We start from the raw sequence: 14,285 nt of genomic DNA, 5'->3' as shown, positions 1-14,285 counted from the left end.
TTTTAGCGAGGAGTCCAGCATAGCTGTATGACAGAACAGCCCGAATCAGGGGAACTTCTTGTTGGCTCGTATCTCCGGCTCATAGAGGGATGTGAGTTGGTGATGTACAACCAGCGTTCGCAAAAACAAGGCGACCAACTCGAAATCGACGTGATAGGGGTAGACAATACGGATGAGGGGGAGCAAGTCATCTATACTTGCGAGGTTGTGACCCACATCGACGGCCTCTATTACTCAGGGACGCCGGATTCTGACCGCTGGGAAGAGTATGGGAACGCCAATTATCAGCACACCCTTGAACGGCTGTGGCGGAAATTCACCACAGACAGGGAATACGTTACTAGACTGTTTGATGCCGACTCCTACGTCTTCCAATTCTGGTCACCCATCGTTCGTGGAAACCGCGACGAGAAGTACCTCCTGACGGGTCTCTACGACATGGCTGACGAGTTCAAGCATGAAACGGGTGCCGAGCTTGAGCTGGTAATCAACGAGGAATACAGCGAGCGCATTAGCGCACTGCGCGAAAAAGCAGGACAGACAGAGAAGGATTACGGTGAGCTCGGATTTCGGATTCTACAGATTCTCGAACACCTCCGATAAGTGCATTCAGTGGATTCAATTAGTGGGGATAGAACCCACTCTGCAGCCGTTTCCCCATGAATATATGTGAGTACGATAACCCTCCATCCGATGTATGTTATTCTGGTAGATTAGTAGTTTTTCAATACAGTAATCGAGTAACAGAGGCGTGTTTACTGAACTGTCAGAAAAAACTAGAAGGGTATAGATACCCTGCCACCCAACGGAGAAGTATGAGTACAGAAGAGAAAAGCAACGGGGAGCTGTTTACTGGGCCGGACGTTCTGGAAACCGATACGACTTCGGAGCGACGTGAGGTACCAGTAGAGACGCTCTGTGACGGACAGTTTGAATACGCAAAGATTCGGCTGAACAGCCGGATGCTGCGGGAACTTGGCGTACCCTACGGGGTTACAGCCATCAGCGTAAACGTGGGCGAGAACGGTCTCGTCATTGAGCCGGCCGGTGCGTAGTTTCAATACCTCGTAAGGCTTCTCGGAGGCCAGTATGCCAGAAGAACACGTAGCCACGTACGTCGGGGGTGAGCAAAAAGAAGACTGGGAAGACTCGGCCGAGGCAATGGGGATGTCCCTCTCATACTGGGTCCAGTCCATGGTCGAAGCAGGACGAAAAAAGTTCAATCGCGAGCTGAGTCCTCGCCGTTCGAACAAAGAGCTCCGTGAGGAAGTCAAGGACCTGAGGGTGAAAGTTCAGGAGCAGCATGCGGAGATAGGGCGTCTGCTTGACAAAGCATACCCATCAGAACAGGAAGCGATTCTCGATTTTGTTGAAAAGAATCAAGGCGCCGATTACATCGATATCATCGAACACATCGAGAGGACTGCTTCCTCGCGTGTCACAAACCTCCTCACTGAGTTGGAGGGGGACGAGCTAGTCTTCGACGAAGAAGGGAGAGTGTACACGAATGATTGAGACGGACTACGATTACACGAGTGGTTACCACCGCGGCGACCTTGTTGAGCAGGACGCCAAGGCCTTTCTCGGAATCTGGAAACGGCTCAAGGATGTGCCATTGCCCTACCGTCTCAGCAACTTCGAACGTAAGGTGGATGCCGAAGAAGCGTGGGAAGCGTTCGAGATAGCTGAACTGAGCGATATCTCTACTTCTACGAGGAAGTACCGCTATGGCAAGGCTAAGCGTGAGTGGTGGTCGTACTGCGAACAGAACGACGTTCACCCTGCACTTGCGACGCCTGATTCAATTGAGGACCATATCGCGGCCCAGAAGGCAGGTATGTCAACGTATAAATCGGTACACGACATTCGGTTCCGGCCGCTATATCTCTGGTATCGATGGATGGCCTTTCACACGGACTATGACCACACGTACAACCCGACACTAATGGCGGTCTTATTCCGTGGTGAAGTCTATCGCGTTTGGAAAACCCGACTATCGGACCGAAAACAGGACCCAACTGTGGAGGGAAGCCGTGTCTAGTCCTGAAGAAGGGAACTTGGAGCAGAGCCCTGAGGACCGAGCTGCAGAACTGTTCGGTCGTACCAGTGACCCACTTGCGGAACTGAACGAAGGGATGCAGGCCACAGACGTAGACTGGTTTGACCATTACTACGAGAAATTCATCGCAAACAAAGACATCGTCCAAGAGTCGAAGGATGACTACCGACTGTCGTTCGACGACTGGAAAGAGCACATGTCCGGAACGGGTCGACACCCCACGCTACCTGCGGAGAGCCATCTTGACTCCTTCATCATGGAGAAGCTTGTCTCGATGAGTGGTGAGCGAGTCAGAGTGAAGCTCAACCACGTGAAGTTAGTCTACGAGTGGATGCAACGTGAAAATCGTCTCCCACACCCAGCCGACCATAATCCGTTTTACGACGCGCTTGACCGCTACGAGAGCCAGCTGAAGAGCAAGGAAGCGAAGGACTTCCCGAAGGTGACAATTGAGGATATCCGCCGGGTAGTCAAGAGTATCAAGCATGTGGGGGAGCGTGCGATGACAGTGTTTCAATTAAAGACGGGAGTTCGCTCGTCAGAACTGGGGAATGTCCGGTTTCCAGAGATTACACTAACGAACCATGACGTGATGGACCACTACGAGCCACTCGGTATCGGTACGAGTGACCAACTGGATGGAATTGAGAACGCGGTATACATTCCACCTCACAAAGTAAGGAAGGGCAACAAGCGTACACGACCGACAGTCATCCCAATAGACGATGAGACACGGAAGGCGCTCGTCGACTGGCTGTTGATACGACCAGACAACGGCGACGACCATCTCTTCCTTACGCAGAAAGGGAAACCGGTAGACAAGAGTTCACTCCGATATGTCTGGGAGAAACACTGGCATCCCGAGTTTGAGTACGGTGACGAGGACAAGTACCGCTCTATCGTGCCGCACTATTCACGCCATTGGATGTCGTCGTGGTTCCGGGCGGAGAAGGATTTCCCGGAACCGTGGGTTCAGTATCTACGGGGGGACAAGCAGGGTCCCGATATCGGAACACGTCGGTCAGCTATGCACCGGTATATCCACATGCACTACGAGCAAGTCGAGGATTCTTACCGACGAGACGTATTCCCGTTAGGTCTGTAGAGGTGTTTAACCCTATTGAAACCCTCTCTCACTGATGATTTATCGAGGTCGTGTGAATAGACGCGCGAATCGGTCAACCAGCTTTCCCACTCTCTGTGGTAAGTGCAGGCGGCATATTTACATCGGCATTGTTCGATTCGACGACTAATGACCGATTGGGAGCGTGTGAGACAAGAACTCAAAGAGGCGGGCTATTCTGGATTCGAGTTCGATAGCGGCGATACGGCTGTGTCGGGACTGTCCGGTGAGTGGGTATCCGGTAATATCCCACGCGATGGAGGATTGAAACACGAGAACCAACCACTTTGGATACGGATTCTCGACGCGCTACCGGGGAGTAATACTGTGGAAGCCGACCCGGAAGATGCCCCGGAAAGCATACGCAACATCGCCACTAAACACGGGTTGGAAGTCGTGATATACAGCGTCTCTGACGACGAAGTACGCATCGCACTTTGTGACCCCTCAAAATATGATTTGTAACGGTGTGTTCGCATACCCGCTTACCGGATGTTCACCGAAGATAGTGTCGAGTCTATAGGATTTCAACAGAGCCAGCTGTTTTGGCACCGGCGCACAGTAAGTCGGTTTTTGAAATTCGCGTATAAACCCTACTTAATGGGGTGTTCTGAAAACTGCCAATTGTACCGCCGTCACTCAGTTTTCCTATTATCTCTTTGCTCCACTTTGTTCAGTTCGATCAGTAGCCGGAAGATCGCTTTCACCAGGTTCGAGTCCACGTCGAAGCGCTCGGCGTTCTCGCCCGCGCGGTCCATCACCGCCTGCTCCTGATCCTCGTCCGTGGTCGGGAGCCCCTGTTCGTCCTTGACGCCGGCGATGGTGTCGGCGACGTAGGTCCGTTGGGCGATGAGTTCGACCAGTTCGCGGTCGATCTGCTGGATCTCCTCGCGCAGTTCCTCAAGCGTCATGTCGTCGGGTGTTCGATCGGTCATAGGTATCGACCTCCAGTGGAGCGGGTCGTCGTCCGCAGCGTCTCGCCCGGCCGGTCGGCCCACAGCTCTTCGACGCGTTCCAGGCCGTCGGCGGCACCGACGGCGACGACGCTCGGTCCCGTCCCGGAGAGTGAGACGCCCGCGGCGTGGGGCATCGCCTCGACCGCGGGGTCGGCGGAGAAGCCGAGCGCCGCCGAAAACGCGAGCCCGTTGACGGTCATCGCCCGAGCGTACTCGCCGTCGAAGGCGAGCTCCTCCACGAGACGGGCCATCGGCGCCACCTGTCCGCAGCGATCGGCGTCGGCGTCGGCCGAGTACGCTCGCTCCGGGGGCGTCCAGACGAGCGCGTCCCAGGCCACTTCCTCGCGGGCGAGCAGTTCGTCCGCGGTGTTGTCGGTGACGGTGAGTCCCCGAGCATCGACGCGCTGGCGTCGTCGAACGCGCCGGTGACGGTGACGCCCGCCTCGCGGGCTGCCTGCACGCCGACCCGGCAGGCCGCTTCGTGATCCACGATCCCTGCGAGCCCGAGCGCGTCGACGGTCGCCAGCACGGTCGCGTTCGCGGCTGCGGAGGAGCTTTTCAGCCCCGCGGCGGTCGGCACGTCGCTCTCGGTGCGGACCGTGCCGCCGACAGGCTGGGGGAGTTCGGCGGCCGCGGGGTCGTCACCCCAGCGCGCCAGCGTGAGCGAGACGCAGCGCTCGATCAGCTCGGTGTCGGCGTCGGGCTGGCCGTCGATCTCGCCGACGACCTCGCCCGAGTCGTCGAGGTCGACGTGCGCGCTGGTCTCGAAGTCGAGTGCGAACGCCGACCCGCGGCCGGTGGCGAGCGCGTTCAGCACCGTCCCCGCACCGGGGCGGCGGCGTGGCCGTCCATGTCTCTACAGGGTCGGCTCCGGGGCTTGAAGGTGGTGGTCCCGGCGGTTCCGGGACGCCTACCGCAGGCGGGCGCCCTCGGCGGAGACACGCGTCCGGTTGGGGAGCACGCCCTCGCAGTCGGCGGCGACGACCGTCTCCCCGAGCATCGCCATCGTCGCGACGCCGCCGGCGGCCTCGACACGCCTGACGGTTTCGGCGACGCGCTCGGTCGGCAGGCCGAGCGTCCGCGCGAACGGCCACGAGCGCTCGATCAGGGGTCGTACTGTCGGCGGATCCGACAGCGAATCGAGCACGGAACCGCCCTCCTCCCGCACGACGTCCATCAGCTCTTCGTCCGCGAGCGCGTCGGCGGTCGAGAGCCCGCCGTAGGTGGCGTATTCGACGGGCTGGTCGGTCGGGACTCGCTGCCGGCCGTGGCCGACGTTGTACACAAGGCCGCCGGCGTCCTGCACGAACACGTCGCCGAGCCCGGTTCCGGCGGCGACTTCGGCCTCGTGGCTGTGCTCGACGAGCTTGTCACGGGACCGGCCGAGGTCGAAGCGTTCGTTCGCAGCGAGCGCCGTCGCGAGCGTGGCGGCGCCGCTGGCGCCGAAGCCCGCGCCGAGCGGGACCTCTGGCTGTACGTCGACGCTGGCCGAGACGCCGAGACGGTCCAGCACGCGACTCACCGGCTCGAACTCGACCGGTTCGCCGTCGACGGCGACCGTTGTTTCGGCCGCATCTTCGACCGAGACGACTACGCCGTCTTCGAGCGCCACACTGGCGCCGCGAGAGCCGGTGTCGACCTCGTCGGGGGCGAACACGGCCGTCACGCTGGCCGGGGCAAACGCGTCCATGGTTCTGGGGAGGGAAGCTGCGTAATTGAGTCGTGTGGTTCCGGCCCGTCCAGGGCTCGATCCCCGAGCGACCGCGTCTCGGTCCCGAAACACTCAAACGCGGACCCCGACAAGCGATAGCCATGGAACTGCGGGTCATCGAGAAAACCGAGAAGGAACTCCGCATCGAGGTCGCCGGCGAGGGACACACGTTCATGAACGTCCTGAAGGGGACGCTGCTGGAGAACGACGATGTGGCCGCCGCGACCTACGACGTGAACCCCGAGCAGTCGGGGGCCAGACCGAACCGATCCTCTCGATCACGACCGAGGGCGACGCCGATCCGCTCGACGTGCTCGAGGACGCCGCTGGCGACGTGAGCCAGAAAACCGAATCCCTCCGCAGCGCGTTCAACTCCGCGACCGCGTAACGCCGTTCTCGATCTCTCCCGGCGCTCGACTCTAGGCGATCGCTGTTCTGACGAGCTCCTGTCCGGTGAGCGCCGTGGCGCCGGTCAGATCCGGACCGGGAGACCGCGCTCGGCGAGGTACTGCTTGACCTCTTCGATCGTGTACTCGTCGAAGTGGAAGATGGAGGCCGCGAGCCCGGCGTCGGCGTCGGCCTCGGTGAACACCTCGTACATGTCCGCGGGCGAGCCACAGCCCGAGGAGGCGATCACCGGCGTCGAGACGGCGTCACAGACTGCCGAGGTCAGCGGGATGTCGTAGCCGTCCTTCGTGCCGTCCTTGTCGATCGAGTTGACGAACAGCTCGCCCGCGCCTCGGGACTCGGCTTCTTCGGCCCACTCGACGGCGTCGATGCCGGTCCCTTCGCGACCGCCTTTGACGGTGCACTCAAACCAGCAGGACTCGCCGTCGACGCGCTCGTAGTGTTCGCCCTGTTCGTCGTAGCGGCGGCGCGCGTCGAGCGAGATGACGATACACTGCGAGCCGAACGCCTCGGCGCCGCGGTCGATCAGATCGGGGTTCTCGATCGCGCCGGAGTTGATGCTGACTTTGTCCGCGCCGGCGCGCAGCGTCTCCTTGATGTCGTCGGTGGTGCGGATGCCGCCGCCGACGGTCAGGGGAATGAACACCTCGTCGGCGACCGCCGAGACGGTGTCGAGCATCGTCTCCCGCCCCTCCGCGCTCGCGGTGATGTCGAGGAAGACGAACTCGTCGGCGCCGGCCTCGTTGTAGCGTTTGGCCATCTCCACCGGGTCGCCGGTGTACTTCAGATCCTCGAAGTTGACGCCGGTGTACACCGCCGGTTCGCCGTTCTCGTCTACGTCCACGTCGATGCAGGGGATGACCCGTTTAGTGAGCGTCATTGTGTAGGCTGTGTGGAATCGGTGGGCACTCCGCGCATACGCTGGCTCGGCGGGCCACCCATTTGCACGTTACGGAAGGAGCGACACGAGCCGACGCGCAGGACCACCGGACGCGGACGTGACACCTGGCGGAACCGATTTACCGCGGCCCGCCCCACGTCCGGATATGGTCGAGGCCACAGAGCGCGACGGGATGACGTGGTACCAGTGTGAGAACTGCGGCCTGCTGTTCGACGACGAGAGCGACGCCCGACAGCACGAGGAGAACTGCGCCGGCGACGAGCCGGACTACCTGCAGTAGCCGGCGAGCCCCCGCTCCCGTGTCCCAACTCGCGTCCGGAGCGCCAGGCGGAGCCACTCGCCGACCGCTGCGCCGGCGAGCATCCCATGACGACGCCGAGGCCCTGTGTCACCGACACTGCCGCTGTGTCGCCGACGAGCACGACCCCCGCGACGGGAAGGCCAAAGAGGCCGATCACGACTCAGTCGCCGGCCGACCACTCATCATCGGTCGACCCCTGCTGGAGCCAGCCACCGCTCCCCGGACCGACAGCCGGGCGTTTGGTAGTGGCGGCAGCGCCGGGCGTTACGAGTCGGGGGAAACGATCTCGAAGCTCTGCTCCCCCCAGTCGTCCTCGACGAACACGAACACGCGGCCGCGGGCCTCCTCGGGGTCGGCCTCGACTTCGATGCGCCGGCCTTCGACGTGTCGTGCGGTCACGCCGGGGAACACCTCCTCCTCGGCCCCGGACTCGAGCATCACCCGGCCGACGCCGGTGTCTTCGAGGATCTCGTCTTCGGTTTTCAGATCGTTGATGTAGAGCATCACCCCCTCGGTCTCGGTCGGATCGGTCACGAGCACGTGGCACTCCTTCCCCGGGCCGGTCCGGACCGAGCCCGCCTCGGCGCTGGGGACGCCCCGGTAGAGCGTGTCGCGGCCGTCGTCGTACTCGACGACCACACCCTCCTCGCGGAGGTCGACGCCGACGGTGCCGGGAGCTACGTCGTTCCGGTTGGACATACTCGGCGTAACGGCCGGGGGCGCAAAAGAGCCGCGTCACGTCGCCACACTCAGCGCATCCCCGGCGGCGGCCCCTCGTCGTCGTCCTGGTCGATGTCGACGTTCAGCCCCATCTCCTCACGACGCGATCGGAGCTCGCCGATCTTCCGCCGATAGTAGCCGACGCCGACGATGGCGACGCCGACGAGACCAGCCAGCAGCCCGGCGAACAGCTGTACGTCACGCGGGAGGTAGAACCGCACCGAGAGCGTGTTTCGAGAGATCTCGGTCCACTCGATCGTGAGGTGGCCGTCGACGACCGTCTTCGCGTCCGGCGTCGGGACGATCCGGCCGAACAGCGGCACCGACGCCTCGCGGTTCTCGGGGAGGACGACGGTGTAGTTGCCCTCCTCGACCGCGACGGGGTGGGTGAACTGCTTGGGCGTGCTCTCGCCGGAGTACGCCAGGCGGCCGTCCTCGCCCGGCGGTTCGATCACCAGCTGGTTGTTTTGGGTGCGTACGTCGCCGCCGTGGGCCTCGAACGCCGAGCCGTTGACGACGGTACCGTTGGGGTATCGATACCGCAGCGCACTGATCGTGAGCGGCTCGTCGGTGCCGAGGAAGCCGGGCCGGGAGAGTTCGATGCTGTCGTTGACTGCCGACACGTCGTACACGGCGCGATAGGTGACGTTGTCGGTGACGGTGATGTGCACGTCGCCCTCGGCGTCCCAGTCGTAAGGCTGGGCGGGCGCCTCGTCGAGTCGGTCGGCGCTGGTCGGGCCGCCGCCGAGGCAGCCGCTGAGCGCCAGCATCCCGACGAGCGCGATCAACGCGAGGTGTCGACGGTTCATCCTTACGGGACGACGGCCTTCAGTTCGGCCGGGAGGTACTCGCCGACGCTGGCGAGCAGTCCCGGCGGATCGGTTCCCTCCGCACAGACGACGCTCTGTTCGAGCAGGCCGAGTCGCTCGACGGTGATCACGTCCCGCGCGTGGCCCGCGCGGTTGAGCGTCGCACGCACCTCGCCGCGGGTCGCGGAGTTGACGTTGAGGCGGCCGCCCGAACTCGCGCCGTCGTCGTCGTCGCTGCGGCTCCAGTCGTACAGCATATCCCGGCTCTCGTCGGCGAGTCGGTGGCCGCCGTCGGCGTCGTAAACGAACCGCAGCGGCGTGTGCTGGACGACGCCGAAGCGGTCCCGGATCTGCGAGGGGTCACCCGGCCCGAGGCCGAGGTCGTCACGCGAGATCTCGATCGGCTCGCCGGCGTCGAGCGTCCAGCCGTCGTCGTCCCACGACCGGAGCGTGCCGACGTACGTCTCGCCGTCGTCGAAGTGGTCGGTGATCTCGCCCCAGCGCTCCCGGAGGAGGTTCCGGGCCACCGTCTCGTCGTCGCCGTCGACGGTGACCGAGACGAACTCGGTGTCCAGGACGCCGATGGTCCACTCCACGGCGAGCTCGGCGAGGTCGTTGGCGACCAGCGAGTCGAGGCTGTCGAGCGCGCGCTCGCGGGCGTCGCCCTCGACGTAGCACTTGGTTGCGAGGACGACCATCAGGCAGCCTCGAGGTTGAGTTCGTCGCGGAGCTGGTCGAGCCGCCACTCCATGGCCTCGACCATGCGGGTGTTCTCCATCGCCTCGAGCTGGGTGCCACACTCGGGGCACTCGAAGCCGAACTCCATCGCCTCCTCGAACTCGAAGCGCAGCGAGCAGTTCTCACACAGGTAGAACTGGTGTTCGCTCTCGTACTGCAGTCGCTGCTCCAGTGCGTCCGCGAGACGGTGCATCTCCTCTTCGAGGTTCTCCGGGATGTTCTCGTAGTGGAACGTCCAGAGGTAGGTGAGCCAGCCCGAGTCCTCATCACGGACCCGACGGTACGCGGCCAGATCGTTCTCGTAGAGGATGAACAGCGCACGACGAACGTCGTTGAGTTCGAGGCCGAGTTCCTCGGCCAGTTCCTCGTCGGTCACTTCGCCGTCCGGCGGGGCGGCGGCGACGGGCATCCCCGTCGGACCGACCAGGTCGTGGAGGTACTTCTGAATCACCGGGTCCTCCAAGAGTTCCTCAAAAGCCATTGCGGTGACGTAAAAGGGGCAACCGCTTCAACGTTGTGGGTTCCGGGTGTACTGCGCTGGAGGGTCGGGTCGCTCTGTGGGCGGAGTTGTCGTTGCTGCCCGAATCAGCACCTCCGTGAAAGCCCGCGCCCGCTCTCGCGCCACTGCAGAACTGTCCCCGTGGGTGTCGCCGCCCGCGAACTCACTCGTCGTCGATCGCGCCGTCGTCGACGTTCCCGTCCGCGTCCACGTCCTCCGGATCGACCACGCGCTTGCCGGTCTCCATCGGGATCACGCGTTGCTCGCCGCCCGCCCACTCGCGGTCGAGTTCGTCGCCGTCGAACAGCCGATCGAGGAAGACGGCGAGCCCAGCCACCTCGGAGTGGGGCTGGTTCGTGACGCCGACGTTCCAGTCCGCGTGGTCGTACACCTCGAAGGGGACCTTCTCGCCGCCGACGACGATCAGGAGCGGCTCGTCGACGTGGGCCTCGCGGATCTCGTCTTGGACGGTCTGGACCTCCTCGCCGTACATCGTGAGGTGGACCACCGTCCCCGCCCAGTTCCGGATGATCGCGCGCTGGTCCTCGCGGAGTTCGACCTCGAAGGGGCCGCCGAAACGCGCGGTGATGTCCCGCACGGTCTCCGCGGACTGGCCGGCGTTGTCCGGGAAGACCACGCGGTCGGCACCCAGCGCGCGGGCCGTGAGGCCGACGTGAGTGGTCATGCGGTCGTCCCGGCCCGGCCGGTGGCCGAACCGCAGCACGCAGCACTCCGGCGCTTCCTGCATACCGACGGGGAGTGGCGGCCGAGGGGAGGCGCTTTCGGTTTCCGCTCGGTGGCCGTCGGGGGCCGCCGTGTTCCGGAACGCACTTCCCCGAACCCGAACAGTCGCCGACATGGAACTCAGCGGCAAGAACGTGGTCGTCACCGGCGGCGCGGGACTGGTCGGCTCCCACCTCGCGGGGATGCTCGCCGACGAGAACGACGTGCTGGCCGTCGACGACCTCTCGAAAGGTGCCCGCGAGGCAGTCCCCGACGGCGTCGCCTTCGAGCAGGCGGACGTGCTCGACCCCGACGACGTGGCCCGCGTCATCGACGAGGAGACCGACGTGGTGTTCCACTTCGCGGCTCACACCGACGTGCGCGTCGACGACCCCCAAGCGGAGCGCCGGGTGTTCGAGGAGAACACCGAGATGACGTACAACGTCCTCGAGCGCATGCGCGAGGTCGGCTGTGACGCACTCGCCTTCACCTCCTCGTCGACGGTGTACGGCGAGGCGCCGCGGCCGACGCCGGAGGAGTACGGGCCGCTCGAACCGATCAGCATCTACGGCGCCTCGAAGCTCTCCGACGAGGGCGTGGTGTCGACGTTCGCGCACTCCTACGGCATCCAGTCGTGGGTGTTCCGCTTCGCGAACATCGTCGGCCCGCGCCAGCGCGGCAACGTGATCCCGGACTTCATCCAGAAGCTGCAGGACGACCCGGGGACGCTCACGATCCTCGGCGACGGCCGACAGGAGAAGTCCTACCTCCACGTCGCCGACTGTGCGGCCGCGATCCGGGACGTGGTCGAGAACGCCGAGGACGACTACAACGTGTACAACCTCGGCTCGAAGACCACCACCGCCGTCGTCGACATCGCCGACATCGTCGCCGACGTGATGGGCCTGTCCCCGAGTACGAGTTCACCGGCGGCGACCGGGGCTGGACCGGCGACGTGCCGAAGATGCGACTGGACACGACGAAGCTCGCTGAACTGGGCCACGACGTGCCCGAGGACAGCGACGCGGCGGTTCGGCGCGCGACCGAACAGCTCTACGACGAGCTCCGGTAGCGGGGGCGGCGACGACGCCGTCAGACCAGCACCGTCTCTTCGGCGCGGAGCTCCCGGTTCCGACAGCAAAGCTCGGCGACGACGTAGTACTCGCCCGGGTCGGGGTCCGACCACGCGGCGTCGAACGTGCGGCTCTCGCCTGCGGGGACGGTCTCCGAGCCCATCACCTGGGCGAACATCCGGTCGGCGTCGGAGCGCCAGAGCGGGGTCGCGTCCTCGTCGGCGCCCGCGGGGTACACCGAGACGCGGACGCGCTGGGCGTCCGTGAACGATAGCTCGACGGGGTCGTCGCCCGTGTTCTCGACAGTGAGTTCGAACGCGAGTGCGCCCCCGCGTCGCTGGCTCTCGAGGGAGGGTTCGAGCACGGCGGCAGTTCTGCCGACGCGGGCAAAAAGCTTCCCGCCTACGCGTCGTCGCGCATGTCCGGCGGCAGCAGGTTCGGGATCCCGTCCTCGATGGGGTAGGACTCGCCGCAGTCGGTACAGGTCAGCGTCCCCGAGATGATCTCGCCATCGTCGCGCTCGTCGGCGTCGAGCTCGAGGTCGTGTTTGTCCATCGGGCAGCAGACGATCTCCATCAGCGACTCCTTCATGCGCTGCAACTGGGGTCGGATGGGGCAAAAGGCTGCGGGTTCCGCGGGACTACTTGAGGAACCGCTCGTACGCCGAGGTGAAGGCGCCGGACTCCTCGGTGAGCTCGTCCCACTCGTCGAGGCCGCGCTCGGCCCGGGTTCCCTCGATCGTGTTGTCGAGGACGAACGCGACGATGCCACCGACGGCCATCCCCGTGCCGCCGACGACGTAGACGGTGTCGGCGACGATCTGCAGCGTCGCGTCGGGGAGCACCGACGCCGTGAGCGTCGGGCCGACGACGGGCGTCGCCGCCACGCCCTCCGCGAAGGCGGCCGCGCTGCCGACGTTCCCCATGTACGCCGGCATCGCGAGCCCGAGGAACAGCGAGATGCCGACGATGAAGGCGTTGCGCGAGGAGTCGAGATCGACGTGTTTCAGGTTCGAGAGCCCGACCGCGGCGATCTGGCCGAACATCGCGACGTAGAGGCCGCCGACGATGGGGTCCGGGATCGTGGTGATGAGCGCGCCGAAGTAGCCGACGAAGCCGGCGATCAGCATCAACACCGCGCCGACCTGGATCACGAACCGGGAGGCGACCCCGGTGAGGCCGATGGCGCCGATGTTCTCGGAGTAGGAGGTGGAGCCGTTCCCAGTGCCCATGATGCCGGCGAACACCGTCGCCACGCCCTCGGTGCCGATACCGTGGTTGATCCGGCGTGCGGAGGGCGCGCGCTCGCCCGCGAGGCGCGCGACGGCGTGGTAGTCGCCGAAGGACTCGATCATCGACGCCACGACGCCCGCGAACATCCCGATCACGAACGACGTTCGGAACGTCGGCATCCCCCACTGCAGCGGCGCCGGCACCTGGATCAGGCTGGCGTTCGCGACGACCGAGAGGTCGACGAACGCGGGGGAGCTGGCGGGGATGACGCCGACGACGGAGAGCCCGGTCGCGAGCACCCACGCGACGGCGATCCCCAGCAGCACGGGGTAGAGCCGGAACACGCGGTGGGCGTCGTCGACGTACTGGCTGAAGCCGACGATCAGGAGGACAGTCAAGCCGAGCAGCCACCAGGCCTGCTGGGCGGCGGCGACCTGCGGCGCGCTGAACAGCGACAGGCCGATGAGCGCGATCGTCGGGGCGATAACCACCGGCGAGAGGTAGCGTTTGAGCCAGCCCATGACGCCGAGGTAGCCGAACACGATCTCCACGAGCCCGCCGACGATGATCGCACCCTGGAGCGCGAGGATCGCTTGTTCCCAGTTGCCCGTCCCGACGAAGCCGATGATGGCCAGCGCGGGCGCGAGCATCGAGAACGTCGCCCCCTGGACGATCGGGTAGCGGTTCCCGACGACCGTCTGGAGCAGCGTGCCGACGCCCGAGACGACGAAGAACGTCCCGATGTACAGCGGCTGGTACTCCGCGGGCATCCCCATCGCCGTCGCGAGCGCGAGGGGGACGGCGATGTTCGCGCCCACCATCGTGAGGTAGTGCTGGAGCCCCAGCAGCGCCGACTCGACCATCGGCGGGCGTTCGTCGACGCCGTACTCGACGTCGCTCGACTGTTCGACCGACTCGGTTCCGGGTTCGCCCGCCAGCCCCTCCGGCGGTGTCTCCGGGTTGGACGCTCCGGTCATCGAGTGTCTACTCCAACCGTTTTCGTTCTCCCCTAAATACGCCCCACATCCGCGT

At 64.3% G+C, this 14,285-nt stretch carries 18 protein-coding genes and 3 pseudogenes; 9 read left to right on the top strand and 12 right to left on the bottom strand.

Features of this window, described 5'->3' with window-relative positions; all coding sequences use genetic code 11:
- The first annotated feature begins 27 nt into the window (after positions 1 to 27).
- The 6 genes from SY89_RS11745 to SY89_RS16050 all read left to right on the top strand — a co-directional run bounded on the left by SY89_RS11745 (position 28) and on the right by SY89_RS16050 (position 3,647).
- Positions 28 to 603 carry a hypothetical protein gene (locus SY89_RS11745; RefSeq protein WP_054584356.1) on the top strand — a complete coding sequence of 192 codons (576 nt, stop codon included), beginning with the start codon at positions 28 to 30 and terminating at the stop codon, positions 601 to 603.
- A 212-nt stretch (positions 604 to 815) separates the two neighbouring features.
- A complete protein-coding gene (locus tag SY89_RS16635; RefSeq protein WP_144427200.1) occupies positions 816 to 1,055 on the top strand; it encodes a hypothetical protein in 240 nt (79 codons plus the stop codon).
- 34 nt (positions 1,056 to 1,089) lie between these two features.
- Positions 1,090 to 1,515, top strand: a complete 426-nt coding sequence (locus tag SY89_RS11740) for a hypothetical protein (protein WP_080506690.1) — start codon at positions 1,090 to 1,092, stop codon at positions 1,513 to 1,515.
- The gene (locus tag SY89_RS11735) at positions 1,508 to 2,041 is read left to right on the top strand and encodes a hypothetical protein (protein ID WP_054584355.1); all 534 of its coding nucleotides are present in this window, start codon (positions 1,508 to 1,510) and stop codon (positions 2,039 to 2,041) included. Before SY89_RS11740 ends, SY89_RS11735 begins: the two co-directional genes overlap by 8 nt.
- Positions 1,962 to 3,164, top strand: a complete 1,203-nt coding sequence (locus SY89_RS11730) for a tyrosine-type recombinase/integrase (RefSeq protein WP_189319158.1) — start codon at positions 1,962 to 1,964, stop codon at positions 3,162 to 3,164. Before SY89_RS11735 ends, SY89_RS11730 begins: the two co-directional genes overlap by 80 nt.
- A gap of 147 nt (positions 3,165 to 3,311) precedes the next feature.
- The gene (locus tag SY89_RS16050; protein WP_080506689.1) at positions 3,312 to 3,647 is read left to right on the top strand and encodes a hypothetical protein; all 336 of its coding nucleotides are present in this window, start codon (positions 3,312 to 3,314) and stop codon (positions 3,645 to 3,647) included.
- Between the two features lie 170 nt (positions 3,648 to 3,817).
- Here the strand turns inward: SY89_RS16050 and SY89_RS11725 are convergent, their stop codons facing one another.
- The 3 genes and pseudogenes from SY89_RS11725 to SY89_RS11715 all read right to left on the bottom strand — a co-directional run bounded on the left by SY89_RS11725 (position 3,818) and on the right by SY89_RS11715 (position 5,828).
- Complete coding sequence (locus SY89_RS11725) at positions 3,818 to 4,117, bottom strand: chorismate mutase (protein WP_054584353.1); 300 nt, start codon at positions 4,115 to 4,117, stop codon at positions 3,818 to 3,820.
- A pseudogene (locus tag SY89_RS11720) lies at positions 4,114 to 4,990 on the bottom strand (shikimate kinase). Before SY89_RS11720 ends, SY89_RS11725 begins: the two are co-directional and overlap by 4 nt.
- A 58-nt stretch (positions 4,991 to 5,048) precedes the next feature.
- Positions 5,049 to 5,828: a GHMP family kinase ATP-binding protein gene (locus SY89_RS11715; protein WP_054584352.1), complete on the bottom strand. Its 780-nt coding sequence runs from the start codon at positions 5,826 to 5,828 to the stop codon at positions 5,049 to 5,051.
- Between the two features lie 122 nt (positions 5,829 to 5,950).
- Between SY89_RS11715 and SY89_RS11710 the strand changes: the two are divergent.
- Positions 5,951 to 6,237: pseudogene (locus tag SY89_RS11710) on the top strand (DNA-directed RNA polymerase subunit L).
- A gap of 84 nt (positions 6,238 to 6,321) precedes the next feature.
- Here the strand turns inward: SY89_RS11710 and hisF are convergent.
- A complete protein-coding gene (hisF, locus tag SY89_RS11705; protein WP_054584351.1) occupies positions 6,322 to 7,137 on the bottom strand; it encodes an imidazole glycerol phosphate synthase subunit HisF in 816 nt (271 codons plus the stop codon).
- Positions 7,138 to 7,303: 166 nt separating this feature from the next.
- On the opposite strand from hisF, the gene SY89_RS19105 reads away from it, so the two are divergent.
- On the top strand, positions 7,304 to 7,438 hold the full coding sequence (locus tag SY89_RS19105; protein WP_054584350.1) for a DUF7128 family protein: 135 nt from the start codon (positions 7,304 to 7,306) through the stop codon (positions 7,436 to 7,438).
- Positions 7,439 to 7,723: 285 nt separating this feature from the next.
- Here the strand turns inward: SY89_RS19105 and SY89_RS11695 are convergent, their stop codons facing one another.
- The 5 genes from SY89_RS11695 to SY89_RS11675 form a co-directional block, all read right to left on the bottom strand.
- Positions 7,724 to 8,158: a DUF5796 family protein gene (locus tag SY89_RS11695; RefSeq protein WP_054584349.1), complete on the bottom strand. Its 435-nt coding sequence runs from the start codon at positions 8,156 to 8,158 to the stop codon at positions 7,724 to 7,726.
- A gap of 50 nt (positions 8,159 to 8,208) precedes the next feature.
- The gene (locus tag SY89_RS11690) at positions 8,209 to 8,988 is read right to left on the bottom strand and encodes a DUF5803 family protein (RefSeq protein WP_054584348.1); all 780 of its coding nucleotides are present in this window, start codon (positions 8,986 to 8,988) and stop codon (positions 8,209 to 8,211) included.
- Between the two features lie 2 nt (positions 8,989 to 8,990).
- Positions 8,991 to 9,686, bottom strand: a complete 696-nt coding sequence (locus SY89_RS11685) for a DUF2110 family protein (RefSeq protein WP_054584347.1) — start codon at positions 9,684 to 9,686, stop codon at positions 8,991 to 8,993.
- Positions 9,686 to 10,207, bottom strand: coding sequence for a transcription factor E (gene tfe / locus SY89_RS11680; RefSeq protein ID WP_054584346.1), 522 nt, complete (start codon positions 10,205 to 10,207; stop codon positions 9,686 to 9,688). Before tfe ends, SY89_RS11685 begins: the two co-directional genes overlap by 1 nt.
- A 181-nt stretch (positions 10,208 to 10,388) precedes the next feature.
- Entirely contained in the window at positions 10,389 to 10,973 is a 585-nt protein-coding gene (locus SY89_RS11675) for a tRNA (cytidine(56)-2'-O)-methyltransferase (RefSeq protein WP_054584345.1), read from the bottom strand.
- 109 nt (positions 10,974 to 11,082) lie between these two features.
- On the opposite strand from SY89_RS11675, the pseudogene SY89_RS11670 reads away from it, so the two are divergent.
- A pseudogene (locus SY89_RS11670) lies at positions 11,083 to 12,020 on the top strand (NAD-dependent epimerase/dehydratase family protein).
- Between the two features lie 20 nt (positions 12,021 to 12,040).
- Here the strand turns inward: SY89_RS11670 and SY89_RS11665 are convergent.
- From SY89_RS11665 to SY89_RS11655, 3 genes are read right to left on the bottom strand one after another with little or no spacing between them, the layout of a single operon-like run.
- The gene (locus tag SY89_RS11665) at positions 12,041 to 12,385 is read right to left on the bottom strand and encodes a BsuPI-related putative proteinase inhibitor (RefSeq protein WP_054584344.1); all 345 of its coding nucleotides are present in this window, start codon (positions 12,383 to 12,385) and stop codon (positions 12,041 to 12,043) included.
- A gap of 38 nt (positions 12,386 to 12,423) precedes the next feature.
- Positions 12,424 to 12,612 (bottom strand): methytransferase partner Trm112, encoded by a 189-nt coding sequence (locus SY89_RS11660; protein ID WP_054584343.1) that lies wholly within the window; start codon positions 12,610 to 12,612, stop codon positions 12,424 to 12,426.
- A gap of 49 nt (positions 12,613 to 12,661) precedes the next feature.
- The gene (locus tag SY89_RS11655) at positions 12,662 to 14,230 is read right to left on the bottom strand and encodes a uracil-xanthine permease family protein (RefSeq protein WP_080506688.1); all 1,569 of its coding nucleotides are present in this window, start codon (positions 14,228 to 14,230) and stop codon (positions 12,662 to 12,664) included.
- Between the last annotated feature and the right edge of the window lie 55 nt (positions 14,231 to 14,285).

Origin of the sequence: Halolamina pelagica, assembly GCF_001307315.1 — an archaeon.
GTDB classification, from domain to species: Archaea; Halobacteriota; Halobacteria; order Halobacteriales; family Haloferacaceae; genus Halolamina; species Halolamina pelagica_B.
This window is presented reverse-complemented; position numbering and strand designations above follow the sequence as displayed.

Excerpts from the sequence above, each read along its gene's own strand:
- SY89_RS11690 (WP_054584348.1), bottom strand. The coding sequence starts at position 8,988 with ATGAACCGTCGACACCTCGCGTTGATCGCGCTCGTCGGGATGCTGGCG.
- SY89_RS16050 (WP_080506689.1), top strand. The coding sequence starts at position 3,312 with ATGACCGATTGGGAGCGTGTGAGACAAGAACTCAAAGAGGCGGGCTAT.
- SY89_RS11715 (WP_054584352.1), bottom strand. The coding sequence starts at position 5,828 with ATGGACGCGTTTGCCCCGGCCAGCGTGACGGCCGTGTTCGCCCCCGAC.
- SY89_RS11660 (WP_054584343.1), bottom strand. The coding sequence starts at position 12,612 with ATGAAGGAGTCGCTGATGGAGATCGTCTGCTGCCCGATGGACAAACAC.
- SY89_RS11695 (WP_054584349.1), bottom strand. The coding sequence starts at position 8,158 with ATGTCCAACCGGAACGACGTAGCTCCCGGCACCGTCGGCGTCGACCTC.
- SY89_RS19105 (WP_054584350.1), top strand. The coding sequence starts at position 7,304 with ATGGTCGAGGCCACAGAGCGCGACGGGATGACGTGGTACCAGTGTGAG.
- SY89_RS11745 (WP_054584356.1), top strand. The coding sequence starts at position 28 with ATGACAGAACAGCCCGAATCAGGGGAACTTCTTGTTGGCTCGTATCTC.
- SY89_RS11655 (WP_080506688.1), bottom strand. The coding sequence starts at position 14,230 with ATGACCGGAGCGTCCAACCCGGAGACACCGCCGGAGGGGCTGGCGGGC.
- SY89_RS11725 (WP_054584353.1), bottom strand. The coding sequence starts at position 4,117 with ATGACCGATCGAACACCCGACGACATGACGCTTGAGGAACTGCGCGAG.
- SY89_RS11735 (WP_054584355.1), top strand. The coding sequence starts at position 1,508 with ATGATTGAGACGGACTACGATTACACGAGTGGTTACCACCGCGGCGAC.
- hisF (WP_054584351.1), bottom strand. The coding sequence starts at position 7,137 with ATGACGCTCACTAAACGGGTCATCCCCTGCATCGACGTGGACGTAGAC.
- SY89_RS11675 (WP_054584345.1), bottom strand. The coding sequence starts at position 10,973 with ATGCAGGAAGCGCCGGAGTGCTGCGTGCTGCGGTTCGGCCACCGGCCG.
- SY89_RS11685 (WP_054584347.1), bottom strand. The coding sequence starts at position 9,686 with ATGGTCGTCCTCGCAACCAAGTGCTACGTCGAGGGCGACGCCCGCGAG.
- SY89_RS11740 (WP_080506690.1), top strand. The coding sequence starts at position 1,090 with ATGCCAGAAGAACACGTAGCCACGTACGTCGGGGGTGAGCAAAAAGAA.
- tfe (WP_054584346.1), bottom strand. The coding sequence starts at position 10,207 with ATGGCTTTTGAGGAACTCTTGGAGGACCCGGTGATTCAGAAGTACCTC.
- SY89_RS16635 (WP_144427200.1), top strand. The coding sequence starts at position 816 with ATGAGTACAGAAGAGAAAAGCAACGGGGAGCTGTTTACTGGGCCGGAC.